The organism is Rubrivivax benzoatilyticus JA2 = ATCC BAA-35 (genome assembly GCF_000190375.1).
GTDB classification, from domain to species: domain Bacteria; phylum Pseudomonadota; class Gammaproteobacteria; order Burkholderiales; family Burkholderiaceae_C; genus Rubrivivax; species Rubrivivax benzoatilyticus.
On record NZ_AEWG01000160.1, the window covers coordinates 60,312 to 76,169 of the forward strand.

At 72.3% G+C, this 15,858-nt stretch carries 21 protein-coding genes and 1 tRNA gene; 13 read left to right on the plus strand and 9 right to left on the minus strand.

What is annotated here, in order from left to right; genetic code table 11:
* Window positions 1–54: 54 nt before the first annotated feature.
* On the minus strand, window positions 55–2,322 hold the full coding sequence (locus tag RBXJA2T_RS19065; protein WP_009859065.1) for an arginine/lysine/ornithine decarboxylase: 2,268 nt from the start codon (window positions 2,320–2,322) through the stop codon (window positions 55–57).
* 113 nt (window positions 2,323–2,435) lie between these two features.
* Between RBXJA2T_RS19065 and RBXJA2T_RS19070 the strand changes: the two genes are divergently transcribed.
* Both RBXJA2T_RS19070 and RBXJA2T_RS19075 read left to right on the plus strand, forming a co-directional pair.
* Window positions 2,436–2,810 carry a DUF2237 family protein gene (locus tag RBXJA2T_RS19070; RefSeq protein WP_009859066.1) on the plus strand — a complete coding sequence of 125 codons (375 nt, stop codon included), beginning with the start codon at window positions 2,436–2,438 and terminating at the stop codon, window positions 2,808–2,810.
* A gap of 17 nt (window positions 2,811–2,827) precedes the next feature.
* A tRNA-Ser gene (locus RBXJA2T_RS19075) sits at window positions 2,828–2,918 on the plus strand.
* Between the two features lie 51 nt (window positions 2,919–2,969).
* Here RBXJA2T_RS19075 and RBXJA2T_RS19080 read toward each other — a convergent pair.
* Complete coding sequence (locus RBXJA2T_RS19080) at window positions 2,970–3,911, minus strand: DMT family transporter (protein WP_009859067.1); 942 nt, start codon at window positions 3,909–3,911, stop codon at window positions 2,970–2,972.
* Between the two features lie 138 nt (window positions 3,912–4,049).
* On the opposite strand from RBXJA2T_RS19080, the gene RBXJA2T_RS19085 reads away from it, so the two are divergent.
* Window positions 4,050–4,859 carry an AraC family transcriptional regulator gene (locus RBXJA2T_RS19085; RefSeq protein ID WP_009859068.1) on the plus strand — a complete coding sequence of 270 codons (810 nt, stop codon included), beginning with the start codon at window positions 4,050–4,052 and terminating at the stop codon, window positions 4,857–4,859.
* On the plus strand, window positions 4,856–5,944 hold the full coding sequence (locus tag RBXJA2T_RS19090) for an FUSC family protein (RefSeq protein ID WP_009859069.1): 1,089 nt from the start codon (window positions 4,856–4,858) through the stop codon (window positions 5,942–5,944). Before RBXJA2T_RS19085 ends, RBXJA2T_RS19090 begins: the two co-directional genes overlap by 4 nt.
* On the opposite strand, the gene mnmL is transcribed toward RBXJA2T_RS19090, so the two are convergent.
* A complete protein-coding gene (gene mnmL / locus RBXJA2T_RS19095; protein ID WP_009859070.1) occupies window positions 5,945–6,856 on the minus strand; it encodes a tRNA modification radical SAM protein MnmL/YtqA in 912 nt (303 codons plus the stop codon).
* A 38-nt stretch (window positions 6,857–6,894) separates the two neighbouring features.
* On the opposite strand from mnmL, the gene RBXJA2T_RS19100 reads away from it, so the two are divergent.
* On the plus strand, window positions 6,895–7,779 hold the full coding sequence (locus RBXJA2T_RS19100; protein ID WP_009859071.1) for a fructosamine kinase family protein: 885 nt from the start codon (window positions 6,895–6,897) through the stop codon (window positions 7,777–7,779).
* A gap of 60 nt (window positions 7,780–7,839) precedes the next feature.
* On the opposite strand, the gene RBXJA2T_RS19105 is transcribed toward RBXJA2T_RS19100, so the two are convergent.
* Entirely contained in the window at window positions 7,840–8,334 is a 495-nt protein-coding gene (locus RBXJA2T_RS19105; RefSeq protein ID WP_009859072.1) for a hypothetical protein, read from the minus strand.
* A gap of 262 nt (window positions 8,335–8,596) precedes the next feature.
* Window positions 8,597–8,740 (minus strand): hypothetical protein, encoded by a 144-nt coding sequence (locus tag RBXJA2T_RS20475; RefSeq protein WP_155983581.1) that lies wholly within the window; start codon window positions 8,738–8,740, stop codon window positions 8,597–8,599.
* 366 nt (window positions 8,741–9,106) lie between these two features.
* Here RBXJA2T_RS20475 and RBXJA2T_RS20480 point away from each other — a divergent pair, with 366 nt between their 5' ends.
* Window positions 9,107–9,271 (plus strand): hypothetical protein, encoded by a 165-nt coding sequence (locus RBXJA2T_RS20480; RefSeq protein ID WP_009859075.1) that lies wholly within the window; start codon window positions 9,107–9,109, stop codon window positions 9,269–9,271.
* A 228-nt stretch (window positions 9,272–9,499) separates the two neighbouring features.
* Here the strand turns inward: RBXJA2T_RS20480 and RBXJA2T_RS20545 are convergent, their stop codons facing one another.
* Both RBXJA2T_RS20545 and RBXJA2T_RS19115 read right to left on the minus strand, forming a co-directional pair.
* Window positions 9,500–9,835, minus strand: a complete 336-nt coding sequence (locus RBXJA2T_RS20545; RefSeq protein ID WP_009859076.1) for a hypothetical protein — start codon at window positions 9,833–9,835, stop codon at window positions 9,500–9,502.
* Entirely contained in the window at window positions 9,832–10,017 is a 186-nt protein-coding gene (locus tag RBXJA2T_RS19115) for a DUF1328 family protein (RefSeq protein WP_009859077.1), read from the minus strand. Before RBXJA2T_RS19115 ends, RBXJA2T_RS20545 begins: the two co-directional genes overlap by 4 nt.
* Window positions 10,018–10,338: 321 nt before the next feature.
* Here RBXJA2T_RS19115 and RBXJA2T_RS19915 point away from each other — a divergent pair, with 321 nt between their 5' ends.
* Genes RBXJA2T_RS19915 through RBXJA2T_RS20990 form a run of 4 tightly spaced genes read left to right on the plus strand, consistent with a single transcriptional unit; the run spans window position 10,339 to window position 11,511 of the window.
* On the plus strand, window positions 10,339–10,503 hold the full coding sequence (locus RBXJA2T_RS19915; protein ID WP_009859078.1) for a DUF1328 domain-containing protein: 165 nt from the start codon (window positions 10,339–10,341) through the stop codon (window positions 10,501–10,503).
* Between the two features lie 11 nt (window positions 10,504–10,514).
* A complete protein-coding gene (locus RBXJA2T_RS19125; RefSeq protein ID WP_009859079.1) occupies window positions 10,515–10,898 on the plus strand; it encodes a hypothetical protein in 384 nt (127 codons plus the stop codon).
* Between the two features lie 8 nt (window positions 10,899–10,906).
* On the plus strand, window positions 10,907–11,074 hold the full coding sequence (locus RBXJA2T_RS20485; RefSeq protein ID WP_155983580.1) for a hypothetical protein: 168 nt from the start codon (window positions 10,907–10,909) through the stop codon (window positions 11,072–11,074).
* Window positions 11,071–11,511 (plus strand): BON domain-containing protein, encoded by a 441-nt coding sequence (locus RBXJA2T_RS20990; RefSeq protein WP_009859081.1) that lies wholly within the window; start codon window positions 11,071–11,073, stop codon window positions 11,509–11,511. The genes RBXJA2T_RS20485 and RBXJA2T_RS20990 overlap by 4 nt, the downstream gene beginning before the upstream one ends.
* A gap of 49 nt (window positions 11,512–11,560) precedes the next feature.
* Here RBXJA2T_RS20990 and RBXJA2T_RS19135 read toward each other — a convergent pair whose 3' ends face one another.
* Together RBXJA2T_RS19135 and RBXJA2T_RS19140 are read right to left on the minus strand one after the other, a co-directional pair.
* A complete protein-coding gene (locus tag RBXJA2T_RS19135) occupies window positions 11,561–12,931 on the minus strand; it encodes a CHASE3 domain-containing protein (RefSeq protein WP_009859082.1) in 1,371 nt (456 codons plus the stop codon).
* Window positions 12,932–13,018: 87 nt separating this feature from the next.
* Window positions 13,019–13,426, minus strand: coding sequence for a response regulator transcription factor (locus RBXJA2T_RS19140; RefSeq protein ID WP_009859083.1), 408 nt, complete (start codon window positions 13,424–13,426; stop codon window positions 13,019–13,021).
* A 286-nt stretch (window positions 13,427–13,712) separates the two neighbouring features.
* On the opposite strand from RBXJA2T_RS19140, the gene RBXJA2T_RS19145 reads away from it, so the two are divergent.
* The 3 genes from RBXJA2T_RS19145 (at window position 13,713) to RBXJA2T_RS19155 (ending at window position 15,857) form a co-directional block, all read left to right on the plus strand.
* Complete coding sequence (locus tag RBXJA2T_RS19145; RefSeq protein ID WP_009859084.1) at window positions 13,713–13,934, plus strand: hypothetical protein; 222 nt, start codon at window positions 13,713–13,715, stop codon at window positions 13,932–13,934.
* 94 nt (window positions 13,935–14,028) lie between these two features.
* Complete coding sequence (locus RBXJA2T_RS19150) at window positions 14,029–14,610, plus strand: 2-oxoacid:acceptor oxidoreductase family protein (protein WP_009859085.1); 582 nt, start codon at window positions 14,029–14,031, stop codon at window positions 14,608–14,610.
* Window positions 14,604–15,857, plus strand: a complete 1,254-nt coding sequence (locus RBXJA2T_RS19155; protein WP_009859086.1) for a transketolase C-terminal domain-containing protein — start codon at window positions 14,604–14,606, stop codon at window positions 15,855–15,857. Before RBXJA2T_RS19150 ends, RBXJA2T_RS19155 begins: the two co-directional genes overlap by 7 nt.
* The last annotated feature ends 1 nt before the right edge of the window (window position 15,858 follow it).

A 15,858-nucleotide genomic window follows, 5' to 3' on the forward strand; every position in this document is an offset into this window, starting at 1 on the left:
TGTTTTTGCGTCCGCGCGTTGCCGCCTGCGCACCGCCCTCGCGGGCGGCCGGCGTCAGGCCTCCTCGCGCACGCAGTCGACGTAGTAGCGCTTGCGGCCGTCGTCCGTGGTGTCCTCCACGAGACCGTGCACGTCGGTGGCGAAGCCCGGGAACGCGGCGTTGAACTCGCGCGTGAAACGCAGGTAGTCGACGATGCGCTTGTTGAAGCGCTCGCCCGGGATCAGCAGCGGGATGCCCGGCGGGTACGGCGTCAGCAGCGAGGTCGCGATGCGCCCTTCCAGGTCGTCGATGGCGACGCGTTCGGTGCGGCGATGCGCGATGTAGGCGAAGGCGTCGGTCGGCTTCATCGCCGGCACGATCTCCGAGACGTACATCTCGGTCGTCAGGCGCGCGATGTCGCCCTTGGCGTACTGCTCGTGGATCGCCTGGCACAGGTCGCGCAGCCCCATGCGCTCGTAGCGCGGATGCGCGGCGCAGAACTCGGGCAGCACGCGCCACATCGGCGCGTTGCGGTCGTAGTCGTCCTTGAACTGCTGCAGCGCGGTCAGCAGCGTGTTCCAGCGGCCCTTGGTGATGCCGATCGTGAACATGATGAAGAACGAGTAGAGCCCGGTCTTCTCGACGACGACGCCGTGTTCGGCGAGGAACTTGGTGACGATGGACGCCGGGATGCCGGTCTCGGCGAAGCGGCCCGACAGGTCCAGCCCCGGCGTGATCAGCGTGCACTTGATCGGGTCCAGCATGTTGAACCCGTCGGCCAGCGCGCCGAAGCCGTGCCACTCGGCGTCGGCCTCCAGGATCCACTGCGCGCTCCGGCCGATGCCGTCGTCGGCCAGCTCGTCCGGGCCCCAGACCTTGAACCACCAGTCGCCGCCGCCGAACTCGCCCTCGACCTTGCGCATCGCGCGGCGGAAGTCCAGCGACTCGACGATGCTCTCCTCGACGAGCGCCGGGCCGCCGGGCGCCTCCATCATCGCCGCGGCGACGTCGCAGCTGGCGATGATCGCGTACTGCGGCGAGGTGCTGGTGTGCATCAGGTAGGCCTCGTTGAAGAGGTGGCGGTCGAGCTTGCGCTCGGTCGCGTCCTGCACCAGCACCTGGCTGGCCTGGCTGATGCCGGCCAGCAGCTTGTGCGTCGACTGCGTCGCGAAGACCAGCTGGTCCTTCGGCCGCGCGCGCTTCTTGCCCATCGAGTGGAACGGGCCGTAGAAACGGTGGAAGGCGGCGTGCGGCAGCCAGGCCTCGTCGAAGTGCAGCGCGTCGACGTAACCGTCGAGCGCGTGCTTGATCGTCTCGGTGTTGTAGAGCACGCCGTCGTAGGTGCTCTGCGTCAGCGTCAGGATGCGCGGCTTGACCGTCTTCGGGTCGACGCCGGCGAGCAGCGGGTTGGCGGCGATCTTGCGTTCGATCGCCTCGCGCGAGAACTCGCTCTCGGGGATCGGTCCGATGATGCCGTAGTGGTTGCGCGTCGGCGTCAGGAACACGGGCACCGCCCCGGTCATGATGATCGAGTGCAGGATCGACTTGTGGCAGTTGCGGTCGACGACGACCACGTCGCCCGGCGCCACCATGTGGTGCCAGACCATCTTGTTGCTGGTGCTGGTGCCGTTGGTGACGAAGAAGCAGTGGTCGGCGTTGAAGATGCGCGCCGCGTTGCGCTCCGACGCGGCCACCGGGCCGGTGTGGTCGAGCAGCTGGCCGAGCTCCTCGACGGCGTTGCAGACGTCGGCGCGCAGCATGTTCTCGCCGAAGAACTGGTGGAACATCTGGCCCACCGGGCTCTTCAGGAAGGCCACGCCGCCGGAGTGCCCCGGGCAGTGCCAGGAGTACGAGCCGTCCTGGGCGTAGTCCATCAGCGCCTTGAAGAACGGCGGCGCCAGGCCGTCGAGGTAGCTGCGGGCCTCGCGGATGATGTGCCGGGCGACGAACTCCGGCGTGTCCTCGAACATGTGGATGAAGCCGTGAAGCTCGCGCAGCACGTCGTTCGGGATGTGCTGGCTGGTGCGCGTCTCGCCGTACAGGTAGATCGGGATGTCCGCGTTCTTGAAGCGGATCTCCTCGATGAACTTGCGCAGGTTCAGCACCGCCGGGTCGAGCTCGGGGCCGGGCGTGAACTCGTTGTCGTCGATCGACAGGATGAAGGCGCTGGCGCGGCTTTGCTGCTGCGCGAACTGCGACAGGTCGCCGTAGCTGGTGGCGCCGACGACCTCGAAGCCCTCTTTCTCGATGGCCTCGGCGAGCGCGCGGATGCCGAAACCCGAGGTGTTCTCGGAGCGGAAGTCCTCGTCGATGATGACGATGGGAAAGCGAAAGCGCAGCATGGGCCGGGGCCTCGTCGGAGCGACAGGGGTGAAACGAGGCGCGAAGTGTAGAGGCCGACGGGGACGAACGCCGTGACGAACAATCGGCGCGTCTGCATGACCCGGCCCGCACCATGCCCCAAGACCTCAACGTGCTCGGCAGCAAGCTCGTGCCCTGCTCCTATGACCCGCTGACCGGCTGGCGCCGCGACGGCTGCTGCCACGGCGACGCCGACGACCCCGGCCGCCACCTCGTCTGCGCGCGCATGACGCTGGCTTTCCTGAACTTCCAGATGGAACAGGGCAACGACCTGATCACGCCCCGGCCCGAGCTGCGCTTCGCCGGCCTGAAGCCCGGCGACCGCTGGTGCGTCTGCGTGCTGCGCTGGCGCGAGGCCTACGAAGCCGGCTGCGCGCCGCCGGCGGTGTTGGAAAGCACGCACGCCGCAGCGCTCGATTTCGTACCACTTTCCTGGCTTCAGCGCAGCAACGCTGCGGAGCTGAGGTAGACTCCCGGGTTCTTTCCGGAAGGGTGGATGAGCGGTTTAAGTCGCACGCCTGGAAAGCGTGTGTGGGTTAACAGCCCACCGCGGGTTCGAATCCCGCCCCTTCCGCCAGATCGAAGCAAAACGGCCCCTCTGCGGGCCGTTTTGTTTTTCCGGGCCGGCTCAGCGGCTCGCCGCGCCGCGCGACGCCCACCCGCGCAGCAGCCCTTCCAGCCAGCCGTGCGCGCTGACGACCAGCACCCCGGCCAGCACCAGCCCGGCGCCGGCGACGAAGGCCGCGTCCAGGCGCTCGGCGAGCAGCCAGGCGCCGAAGACGACACCGAGGATCGGCGTCAGGAAGGCCAGCACGCCCAGGCGCGACGCGAGGTAGTGGCGCAGCAGCCAGAACCAGACCAGGAAGCTGGCGAACGAGACGATCAGCGCCTGGAAACCCAGGTGCGCCCAGAACGCCGGTGTCGCCTGCAGCGCGGTCTGGCCGGTGACGAGCGCGCCGGCGCCCAGCAGCACGCAGGCGCCGAGCAGTTGGTACAGCAGCGTCTCGGTGGCCGGTGCCTCGCTGAGCCGCGAGCAGCGGATGACGACCGTCGTCGCCCCCCAGGACGCGCCGGCGGCCAGCGCCAGCAGGTCGCCCCAGAGCATCGTCATGCCCATCGCCGTGCCGCCACCGCGCCCGCCGAAGGCCAGCGCGATGCCGCCGAAGGCGATGGCGATGCCGGCCCACTGCAGCGGCCGCAGCCGCTCGGCCGGCAGCCGCAGGTGCAGCCCGACCGCGGCGAAGATCGGCGAGGTGTAGAGGAAGACCACCACGTGCGAGGCATGCGTGTGGCGCAGCGCCTCGGCGACGAACAGGTACTCCAGCGCGAACAGCAGCCCGACCACCAGCCCGGCGCGCCAGCGCCCGGTCGCCAGCGCCACACGCTCGCGCCGCCAGGCCATCACGCCGGCCACCAGCAGCGCCGCGACGGCCGAGCGCAGCGCCACCATCAGCATCGGCGAGACGTCGGCCGCGGCGGCCTTCAGCGAGATCTGCTGCAGGCTCCACAGCATGCACAGCAGCACCATCACGCCGACGGCGAGGCCGTCGAGGTTCTTGCGGGAATCCATCGGGGGGAGCAGCGCGTCGCACGCGCAAGGCGAGAGAGAACGCCCCCAGTGTCATGCTGTCAGAAGCTCGACGCATAACGAATATCGGACAATGTGCAGCGAGGGCCAGCCAGCCGCGCCACGCCCGCCACCTCCGCAATGGACACCGAAGACCCACCGCGCCACCTGCTGCAGCCCTACGCCGGCACGATCGACACGCCGGTCTGGTTCCGCGCTGCACGCGTGCCGGCCGACGCCGGCTATCCGGCGCACCGCCATGACGGCGGCGAGCTGGTCTACGCCTTCAGCGGCGTGCTCGAGATCGAGATCGCCGGCGCGCTGTACCTCGCGCCGCCGCAGTACGCGCTGTGGCTGCCGCCGGGCGTCGAGCACCGCGCGCTGAACCGGCGCGAGGCGCACCACGCCTCGGTCTACGTCGCCGCTGCGCTGTGCGCGACGATGCCGGGCGAGGCCGCGGCGATCACCGTCGACCCGCTGCTGCGCGCGCTGCTCGCCCATCTGGACCGCCATCCGCCGGCCGAGCCGCCCACCGAGGCCGAGGCGCGCCTGCTGCAGGTGCTGGTCGACCGCCTGGTCGCCGCGCCGCGTTCGGGCAGCTATCTGCCGGTCTCGCGCGACCCGCTGCTGGCGCCGGTGCTGCAGGCGCTGCAGGCCGACCCGGCCGACGAACGCAGCGTCGCCGAACTCGCCGCCGCGGTGGGCACGACCGAACGCACGCTGGCGCGGCGCTGCCAGCGTGAACTGGGCATGCCGCTGGCCGCCTGGCGCCAGCGCCTGCGCGTGCTGCGCGCGCTGGCGCTGCTCGACGACGGGCGCAAGGTCGAGGCCATCGCGCTGGACCTGGGCTACGCCAGTGCGTCGGCCTTCATCGCGATGTTCCGCCGGCTGATGGGCACCACGCCCGACGACTACCGCAGCCGGCGTGCCGAGCCGGGGGCCTGCCGATGAGCGCCTGGCCCACCCGCCTGGCCGAGCTGGCGCGTGCCGAATGGCAGCACCTGACGAAGATCCAGCGCAGCGACCGCCTCTGGCAGATGCCGGTGGCCGCGGCGCTGGCCACCGGGCTGCCGCTGCTCGTCGGCGCCTGGTTCGGCCACCTCGAGTTCGGCCTCGTGTCCTCGCTCGGCGGCCTGGTCTTCGTGCACACGCCGAACACGCCGATGCAGCACCGCATGGTCGTGCTGATGGCCTGCGCCTTCGCGATGACGGCCTGCTACGCCACCGGCGTCCTGTGCCACTTCGCGCCCGGCTGGGCGGTGCCGGCGATCGCCTTCCTCACCGCCGTCGTGACGATGCTGGTGCGGCTGTACGCGATGGGGCCGCCGGGCAGCCTGTTCTTCGTGATGGCCGCGGCGATCGGCGCCTACACGCCGGTGCAGGTGGAGGACCTGCCGCGTGCGGTGGGCCTGCTGTTCCTCGGCGCCTTGCTGGCGGTGCTGATCGCCTTCGTCTACAGCCTCTGGGCGCTGCGGCTGCGTGCGCCGCAGGCGCCGCCCGCGCCGGCGCCGCCGAGCTTCGACGACGTCGTCTTCGACTCGGTCGTCATCGGCGCCTTCGTCGGCCTGTCGCTGGCCCTGGCGCAGGTGCTGGGGCTGTCGCGGCCGTACTGGGTGCCGATCACCTGCCTGGCGGTGATCCAGGGTGCGTCGCTGCGCGCGGTGTGGATCCGCCAGCTGCACCGCGTTCTGGGCACCGCCGCCGGGCTGCTGGTCGCCTGGGCCATCCTGTCGCTGCCGCTGGGGCCGTGGAGCGTGGCCTTCGTGCTGATGGGACTCAGCTTCGTCATCGAGATCTGCGTCGTGCGCCACTACGGGCTGGCGGTGATGTTCATCACGCCGCTGACCATCCTGCTGGCCGACGCCGCGCACCTGGGCGCGGTGGCGCCGGGGCCGCTGGTGCAGGCACGCTTCATCGACACCGCGCTGGGCTGCGCCGTCGCGCTGGCCGGCGCGGCCTGCCTGCACGACCGGCGTTTCCGGGTGCTGGTCGGGCGGCCGATGCGGCGGCTGATCCCGCCGCGGCTGCTGCGCTGATCAGGCCGGGGCGGGCAGATGCGCGCCCTGGCCGCCGTGCAGGTCGAGGTCGGCGCGGATCGCCTGCATCGCCGGCCAGACCGTGCTGCACCAGGCGGGCGCGACCAGCGTCGGCGCGCGCGCGGTGGCGCTGACGCGGTGGAACACCAGCTCCGGCGGCGTGCGCCGGATCAGCTCGCCGACCAGCGCCGCGTAGGCCGGCAGCTCGGGCGGCGCGATCTCGCCGCGTTTGTGCGCCACGGCCAGCCGGCTGCCGCGCGTGATCATCAGCGGGTGCAGCTTCAGACCCTCGGCGCCGGCGTCGAGCACACGCTCCAGCGTCGTGAAGGCGTGGGCGTCGGTCTCGCCGGGCAGGCCGAGGATCAGGTGGGTGCAGACCGGCACGCCGGCGGCGCGCGCGCGCGCCACCGCATCGGCATAGGCCGCCCAGCCGTGGCCGCGGTTCACACGCGCCAGCGTCTCGTCGTGCGCGCTCTGCAGGCCCAGCTCCAGCCAGACCTCGTAGCCACGTTCGCGGTAGCCGGCCAGCAGCGCCAGCACCGCGTCGGGCACGCAGTCGGGCCGCGTGCCCACCGCCAGGCCGACGACATCGGGGCTGGCGGTGGCCTCGGCGTACAGCCGCGTCAGCGTCTCGACCTCCGCATAGGTGTTGGTGTAGGCCTGGAAGTAGGCGATGTAGCGCGCCGCGCGCTTCAGCTCGGCGCGGCGGTCGGCCAGTTGCCGCGCCAGCGGCGCGTCACCGTCGTCGGCGGCGAAGGACAGCACGCTGCAGAAGGTGCAGCCGCCGCGGCCCAGCGTGCCGTCGCGGTTGGGGCAGCCGAAGCCGGCGTTCAGCGACAGCTTGCGCACACGTTCGCCGTAGCGCGCCTTCAGGTGGCGGCCCAGCGTGTTGACGAGGTCATCGAGATTCACGGCCGCGATTGTCCGCCGTGGCGCGGCATCATCGGGCAATGGACTGCCGCGTCGCCGCCGCGCTCGCCTCCCGCCTGGGCGGGCACTGGCGCGTGTGCGCGCTCGGCGCCAGCGGCTTCACCGCCAACTGGCGGGCCGACGGCGGCGGCCCGCTGTTCATCAAGACGCTGCCGGCAGCCGAAGCCGACATGCTGGCCGCCGAAGCCGACGGGCTGCAGGCGCTGGCCGCCACGACCACCGTGCGCGTGCCCGCGGTCGCCGGCTGCTGGCTCGACGACGACCTGGCCCTGCTTGCGCTGGAGTGGCTGGAGCTGCGCGCCAGCGTCGACGGCGCGCGCCTGGGCACCGCGCTGGGCGCGCTGCACGCCGCGCCGGCCGAAGGCGGAGGCCGCTTCGGCTGGCGGCGTGACAACCGCCTGGGCAGCACCGTGCAACGCAATTCCTGGAGCGCCGCCGGCGGCCAGGACGGCTGGATCGAGTTCTTTGGCCAGCGACGCCTGATGGCGATGCACGACGCGCTGGCCGCCACCGGCGCAGCGGCGGCGCTGGGTCACGCGGTCGAACCGGTCGTCGCGGCGCTGCCGCGCTTCTTCGACGACGGCCACGTGCCGCGTGCCAGCCTGATCCACGGCGACCTGTGGAGCGGCAACCACGGCGCGCTGGCCGACGGCACGCCGGTGATCTACGACCCCGCGGTCTCGGTCTCGGATGCCGAAGCCGAGTTGGCGATGCTGGAACTCTTCGACTCGCCGCCGCCGGGCTTCTGGCCAGCCTACCGCGCCACGGCCGGGCTGGCCCCGGGTTACGAGCGGCGCCGGCCGCTGTACCAGCTGCACCACCTGCTGAACCACGCGCTGCTGTTCGGCGGCGGCTACGTCACGCAGTCGCTGCGGCTGGCCAAGCGGCTCTTACGCGCCGCCTGAAAGAAAAAAGGCCGGCCCCGGCGTAGCGGGTCCGGCCTTCTGTCGGGTATGCAGCGTGCTTCAGTTCACGCGCACGAGGTTCTCGCGCAGCGAGGCCGGCACGTCCTGCAGCAGCACGATCGAGATGCTGCCGTCGCTGGTCTTGTTGTTGTGCGCGGTGGGGTCGGCCGGCAGGCTGGAAGCGACGCTCTCAGGCGACAGCGTGTACATGTTGCCCGACAGCGGATCGACAACGAACCAGCCGATGAGGCCGCCGAAGATCAGGTTGCCCGCGATGTACCAGCCGTTGGCACCTGCGGCGACTGGGATGACCTGGGTCTTGTAGCCCGGCTTGGAGATGGTCACGGTGAACTTCTTGCCACCCCAATAGCGACCGGTGCTCTTGTTGAGCGTGACCGAGGTCGGGGTCTTGCCGGCGAAGACCTGAACGCCAGACTCGTCGGTGATCATGATGTCGGCATCGCTGGGGGTGCTGCCGATGGGCAAGGTCTGCGTCGGCGACCCCATGATCGTCGCGCAGCCGGTGAGCGCTGCGGCCAGCACGGCGATTGCCATCGTTTTCTTCAACATTCTTCTCTCTCTCCCGAAGGTACTAACGGTGCACGCGTCCGGCTGCCGGAGCGGCCGCCACGTCGGCGCTTGCGGAGCGCGACGTTACTGAACGTGAACCAGCGTGAACTTGATGGGCGCCAAGCCCCCCACGGGGCGGCACCACGCGATTGCGGGGACGCAAGGCAGCTTCCTTCAGGGGGGCTGGCTCCAGACCGACACGCGTGCGGTGTCCGCAGAGCGCCCTATCGCCGCCTCCTTCCGAAGTTCAGGCCCGGCCATGCCGGCCCTGGCTGCCGGTGCGTGTCGACCCGAGGCCGGCCTCGCCGCTGCGGGCGCTGGCCGACATCGCGCTGCCGGTGCTGACGCCGCTGGCCAGCGACTCCGTGTTGCTGGTCTTCCTGGTTTTCATCCTGATTCGCCGAGCAGGAGGCGCGTAGCGGCCCGCTGCCAGGCTTCCTGCGCGACACCGGCATGCGGGCGCTGCAGCAGGCCTCGCCGCGGCCCCCGATGCGCACCAACTGCCGGCCGCGGCGCTGGGCGTCGAGCAGATCGGCAACCTGCCGATGGACGGCGTCAATGCGGTCATGCTGTCGAGCTTCAACCCAGCACCGCAGGCCAGCGCACGCTTCGTCTGCCGCCGGCTGCGGCCCTCGCCGGCCTGACGGCGTCTTGTCCGACAAGGCACGGCGGCGCCTCCCGACGCCGGCCACCCGGCCTGGCCGCCGACGATGTGCACCACCGTGGCCCGTCCGGGCCCGCAGCAGAGGAGCCGCAGATGAACGAGGGCCAGCACGACGACCCCCGCCCCGCCGACGAGCCCTGGGACCCTGAAGACGCCGCCTGGGCGCTGGGCTGCGAAGCCGCCCTGCCCTTCCTGACCGACGCCGGCGCGCCGCAGGACGACGGCCGCGGCGCGCAACGGCTGCCGCACCGGGACTGAAACCCCGCACCCGGCGCGACGAAGCGGCGGCAGACGGCTCCCATCGCGCTTGCAGTCGCAGCCGGCAGCGTTCAGCGGGGCCACCTGTGGCCTGGCGGCCGGCCCCGCCACCGGCCCCGGGGCACGTGCCGGCAAGCGGAACACAACGCGCGTCATGCGCCGGGCGACCCGGTCGCCCGACTGCCCCCGCCCGGCCTCCGGTGCGGGGGCCTTTTTTCGCGGGGCCGTTCAGAAGCGCTTGCGCCAGGCGATCGCCAGGCCGTCGCGGCGCGGCCGCAGCGTCAACGAGGCGTCACCCGACAGCTGCACCCGCAGCGCGCCACGCGGCAGCACGACCGGCCCCTCGCCGTCCTCGAACGCGAGCACCGGGCGCGCGGCCAGCGCGGCCTGTGGCGATGCGAATGCCGGCTCGGGCACGATCATCAGACGCGGCCCGGCAGCGGGCGGATGGCGCGACGTGCGCAGGTCCGGCACCGCGCTGCGCGGCTCGGCGGCCAGCGTGGCGCCCGCCAGCGGCAGCAGCAGCAGCAGCAGCACGATGGCCAGGCGGCCGGCGGCGTTCATCGCGACACCTTGCGTGCCCGGCGCCGGCGCAGCAGGTCAAGCGCGAAGCTGCCCAGCGCCAGCACCAGGAAGAGCACGAACAGCAGCTGCGCCACCTGCGCGGCGCCGACGGCCACACCGGTGAAGCCCAGCGCGCCCGCGACCAGCGCGATGACGAAGAAGACGACGGCCAGTTGCAGCATGAGCCACCTCGCGTCCGGCTGGGGCCAGGGTGTCCGGCCCCGGGTCGACAGCGTAGGCAGCGCCGGCGGCAGCCCGGGTGGGAAGCGGCCACACGCCGCTGTCGGTGGCCTGCGAGCGGCCCTGTAGGAGGCGGCCGATCACGCGGCCGAGGGGCGGGGCCGGCGGGTCGAGCGCCGGCGGCGAGGTAGTCCGCCTCCTACCGGCGGCCGCTTCGCGCGCCGACACGGCCGCGGGGCCGAGGCCGCTGCCGCGCCGGCGGCGGCGCTCCAAGAATGGTTTCACCGCGGCAGCCTGCCGCATGACGCACAGAGGAGACCCCGATGCTTCACTACGCGCTCGCCTTCCTGGTCGTGGCCCTGATCGCCGCGGTCCTCGGCTTCGGCGGCATCGCGGCCGGCGCCGCCGGCATCGCCAAGATCCTGTTCTTCGTCTTCCTGGTGCTGGCGATCGGCGGTTTCGTCGCCAGCCTGATGCGCAAACCCTGAAGGAGACCCCGATGAACCGACACGAGCACTCCAACCGCACCGACGAACTCGCTTCGCGCGCGCAATCGGCCTGGGACGAAGGCCGCCGCTTCGCCAGCGAGGCGCACGAAGCCCTGGACGACGGGGCACGCGCGGCACGCCAGGAGGCCGCCGAGGCCTTCGGCCGCGCCCGCAGCCAGGTCGGCGACGCCGCCCGGCGCGGCTGGGACAGCGCCCGCGAACTCGGCGCCAGCGTGCGCCACCGCGTCGACCTGGCCGGCGAGCGCACGACGGCGAAGATCCAGGAGCAGCCGGTGAAGGCGGTGCTGGTCGCCGCGACCGCCGGCGCCCTCGTCGCGCTGCTGCTCGGCGCGCTGGCCTCCCAGCGCCGCGACGGCTCGCGCCACCTGCGCTGAGGCCGCCGATGCAAGACGACCGAGACGCCTGGCTGGACGACGTGCGCCGCTGGTACTACGGCGGCTCGCCGCCGGCCGGCGACCTCCTGCCCGCACCGGCCACGCGCGACGCCCCGGCGGCGCGCCGCAGCCCGCCCGCATCCGATTGCGCCCACCAACGAAAGGAAGCCCGATGAACACCCCCCGACGCCCGCTCGCCGCCACCGTGATCGCCGCCGCCGTCGCAGCCCTGGCCCTGACGGCTTGCGGCCGCCAGGACGAGCAGACCGCCGGCGAGAAGCTGGACTCGGCCACCGCCGCCGCCGGCAACGCCGCCGAACGCGCCGGCAACGCCATCGAGAACGCGGCCGAACGCACCGGCGAGGCGATCGGCAACGCCTCCGAGCGTGCCGGCGCGGCGATCGACGACGCGACGGTCACCGCGCGTGTCAACGCCGAGCTGGCCAAGGACCCCGACCTCAGCGCGCTGCGCATCGACGTCGACACCGAGTCCGGCCGCGTCGTGCTCAAGGGCAGCGCACCCGACGTGGCGGCACGCGAACGGGCGACGCAGATCGCCGCGCGGGTCGACGGCGTCAAGGGCGTCGACAACCGTCTGGAAGTGAAGAGCTGAGGCCGCAGGCGGCGGCCCGCCGCCGCCCCGATCCGGCGGACTCCGCGGATCAGGCGGTGGCGGTCTCGGCGGCCAGCGGCAGCCAGGCCTCGATCAGCGTGCCTTCGCCGGGCCGCGAGTGCACGCGCATCGCCCCGCCCTGCGACTCGACGCGATAGCGCATGCCCATCAGGCCGTGCGCCGTGCCGCTGACGGTCTCGGGGTCGAAGCCGCGGCCGTCGTCGCGCACGGCGATGCGTGCGCGATCGCCGTCGCGCGCCAGCGCCAGCGTCAGCGTCACGCGGCGCGCGGCGGCGTACTTCGCGATGTTGGTCAGCGACTCCTGGACGAGGCGGAAGGTGGTGATCTGCGCGCTGTCGGCCAGCGGCACGTCCTCCAGCTCGACCTGCACCGGCAGCTCCGAGCGCTGCGAGAACTCGCGCGCCTGGATCTCCAGCGCCGCGACCAGGCCCAGGTTGCTCAGCGACGAAGGCCGCAGGTCCTCGATGATGCGGCGCTTCAGGCCGATGCCGTCGTTGATCGTGTCGTTGAGGTGCTTGAGCCGCGCCTCGGCCTCGGGCGACATCGTGCCGAGGCTGCGCTTGAGGCGCGCGGCGTCGAGCTTGGCCGCCGTCAGCAGCGCGCCGAGTTCGTCGTGCAGCTCGCGCGCCAGGCGGCTGCGTTCGTCCTCGCGTGCGGTCTGCAGGTAGTTCGCGAGGTCGGTGAGGTCGCGGGTGCGGCGCGCGACCTCGGTCTCGAGATGGTCCTTCTCGGCCTGCAGCGCCAGCGCATGGCGGCGCTGGACCTCGTCGAAGCTGGCCGTCTGGCGCAGGAACAGCATCAGCGCCAGCAGGCTCAGCGCGGTCATCGCGTTGACGCCGATGCGCTGCAGGCGCAGCGTCTCGTAGACGTCGGCCCGGTCGGCCCGGATCAGCTGCGACTCGTGGTCGAGCAGCTGCTGCCCGAGCGTGCGGATGCGCTCCATCTTGTCCAGGCCGATGTTGGACATCAGCAGCTCGTGCCAGGCCTCGTGGCGGCCTTCGTCGTACAGCCGCACCGCGGTGGCCAGGTCCGACAGGCGCTGGTCGACGGTGGTGACGATGCCCTGCATCAGCGCGGTGGCCTCCGGGTCGCCGGCGAAGTAGGTGCGCAGCCGCTCGACACTGGCCGGCACCGAGGCCGCGGCCTTCTCGTACGGGTCCAGGTACTCCTTGCGCCCGGTGAGCAGGTAGCCGCGCTCGCCGGTCTCGGCATCGACGAGCGCGCCGCGCAGCATCTGCAGCTCGACGCGGGCGCTGCCGCGTGTGCCCAGCTGGTCCAGCGAGGCCACCGAGTCGCGGTAGGCGAGTTCGTTGATGAAGAGGATGACCAGCGCCGCCACCGCCGCCAGCGGCAGCGCCAGCGCGCTGCGGCGCAAGCGCGAGACCAGACCGAAACGCATCGCCACATCCTCCCGCGCCGCCCTGGCGCCCGTTCGTGTTGTACGCGCCGCGGCGCCGTCCGGGTGGCGGACGGTGCCGGCGCCAGCTCAGTTCAGCGCGCCGGGCACCGTCGCGCCGCCGCCTTCGGACAGGCGCAGGCAGTAGCTGATCAGTTCGTCGAGCTCGTTGGACTTGTCGAACACGCGGTGCGCGCCGAGCGCCTGGCACTTCTCGCGCATGTCGGGCGTGGCGTAGTTGGTCAGCACGACGCGGCGGCCGCGAACGCCGGACTGCGCCGCCTGGCGCAGCACGCCCAGGCCCGAGCCCGACTTCAGGAAGATGTCGATGATCAGCAGGTCGCAGTCCTCGGGGCGGGTGCGCAGCCACTGCAGCGCGCTCGACTCGTCGGCGGCGGTGCCGACGACCTTCACCGGCGCGAGCTCCTCGAGCGTGGCGACGAGGCTCTCGAGGATGATGGGGCTGTCTTCGACGATGAAGGCGTTGACTTCGGGCATGGGGGGCCGGCAGCTCGCGGCTGCCGCAGGGTCGGGAACGGGGCTCCGGGGCACTCGGACTGCAGTGTGGCGGATGACGGCCGAGGCGGCCATCACCACCCGCCGCCATCGGATGTCGGAAACGTCCTACGTCAGCGCGGCCACGGCGCAGGCGACGGCGGCAAGGCGGCGGGTTCGGCTCACGGCGGGCTCCGGGGCTTCCGCTCGTCCTACACGCCGCCGCGCCGGACTCCGATACGGCGGCCGCGGCCGCGGCGCGACAGTGCAGGCGCCCATTGGAGCCGCCATGAACCTGCACCTGATCCGTCTGCACGCGACGACGCCGTGGCTGCTGTTTGGCGCGGCCCTCGTGCCGGCCCTGCTCGCCGCCTGCGTGCACCTGCTGATCTCGGCCGTCGAGCGCGAAGCGGCGCCGCGGTCGGGCGCCGACCGGCAGGGACCACCCGCCGCGCAGGCGCCTGCGGCGTCGATCCCGGACTCGCACCTCGCCTTCATCGTCGTGCCCTGATCCGGGGCGCGGCCCCGGGCCGCTTGACGTCGCTCAAAGTCAAGCCCCGAGACCGGCGAAGAATGGCCCGCGGATCCATCCGCGGAGGAGCGACATGCTGCAGATCCGACTGCACGGGCGCGGCGGCCAGGGCACGGTGACGGCAGCGGAGATGCTGTCGCTCGCGGCCTTCGAGCAAGGCCGCCATGCCCAGGCCTTCCCCAGCTTCGGCTCCGAACGCACCGGTGCGCCGGTCGTCGCGTTCTGCCGCATCGGCGAGCGCGAGATCCGCTCGCGCGAGCCGGTGATGGCGCCCGACGTGCTCGTCGTGCAGGACCCGACGCTGCTGCACCAGGTCGACGTCTTCCAGGGGCTCAAGCCCGACGGCTGGGTGCTGATCAACTCCGGCCGCGACCTCGCCGCGCTGGGCCTGGCCGAACTGGCAGCACGGCTGCCGCCGGGCCACGCGGCCACCGTGCCGGCGAGCGAGATCGCGCTCGCCCGCCTGGGCCGGCCGCTGCCCAATGCCGCGCTGCTTGGCGGGCTGGCGGCGCTGGCCGGCATCGTGACGCTGGAGGCGGTGGCCCAGGCCGTCCGCCACACCTTCGCCGGCCGCGTCGCCGACGCCAACATCCTCGCCGCCGCCGAGGCCCATGCCTGGGTGCTGGAGCATGCCGAAGGAGCGGTGTCATGCTGAAGCAGATCGAAGGCTCGCGCGCCGTCGCGCAGGCGGTGGCGCTGGCCCGCCCCGAGGTCATCTGCGCCTACCCGATCTCGCCGCAGACGCACATCGTCGAGGGGCTGGGCGAGCTGGTGAAGTCCGGGGCGCTGGCACCGTGCGAGTTCGTCAACGTCGAGAGCGAGTTCGCGGCGATGAGCGTGGCCATCGGCGCCAGCGCCGCCGGCGCGCGCAGCTACACCGCCACCGCCAGCCAGGGCCTGCTGTTCATGGCCGAGGCGGTCTACAACGCCTCCGGGTTGGGGCTGCCGATCGTCATGACGGTGGCCAACCGCGCGATCGGCGCGCCGATCAACATCTGGAACGACCACAGCGACTCGATGAGCCAGCGCGACTGCGGCTGGATCCAGCTCTTCGCCGAGACCAACCAGGAGGCCGCCGACCTGCACCTGCAGGCCTTCAAGCTCGGCGAGGAGCTGTCGATGCCGGTGATGGTCTGCATGGACGGCTTCATCCTGACCCACGCCGTCGAGCGTGTGGACCTGCCGGAGCAGGCCGAGGTCGACGCCTTCCTGCCGCCCTACGAGCCGCGCCAGCTGCTGGACCCGGCCGAGCCGGTGTCGATCGGCGCGATGGTCGGCCCCGAGGCCTTCATGGAGGTGCGCTACATCGCCCACGCCAAGCAGACGATGGCCCTCGACCGCATCCCGCAGATCGCCGCCGAGTTCCAGGCGCGTTTCGGCCGCGACTCCGGCGGCCTGGTGCGCGGCTACCGGCTCGATGGCGCGAAGACCGTCGTCGTCGCGCTCGGCTCGGTGCTGGGCACGCTGAAGGACGCGGTCGACGTGCTGCGCGCCGACGGCGTGGCGGTCGGCGTGCTCGGCATCACGTCGTTCCGACCGTTCCCGCTGGCTGCGGTGCGCGCGGCGCTGGAAGGCGCCGAACGTGTCGTCGTGCTGGAGAAGAGCTTCTCGGTCGGGCTGGGCGGCGTCGTCTCGACCGACGTGCGGCTGGCGCTGTCGGGCCTGGCGCTGCACGGCCACACCGTCGTCGCCGGGCTCGGCGGGCGGCCGATCACGCAGGCCTCGCTGGAGCGCACGCTGCGCGACGCGGTCGCCGGCAAGCTGGGGCCCCTGACCTTCATGGACCTGGACTGGCGCATCGTCGAGCGCCAGCTGGCACGCGAGGCCGCGGTGCGCCGCAGCGGCCCGATCGCCGAGAACCTGCTGCGCGACCTGGGCGCCGCCGCGCCGCGCGGGAGCTGAG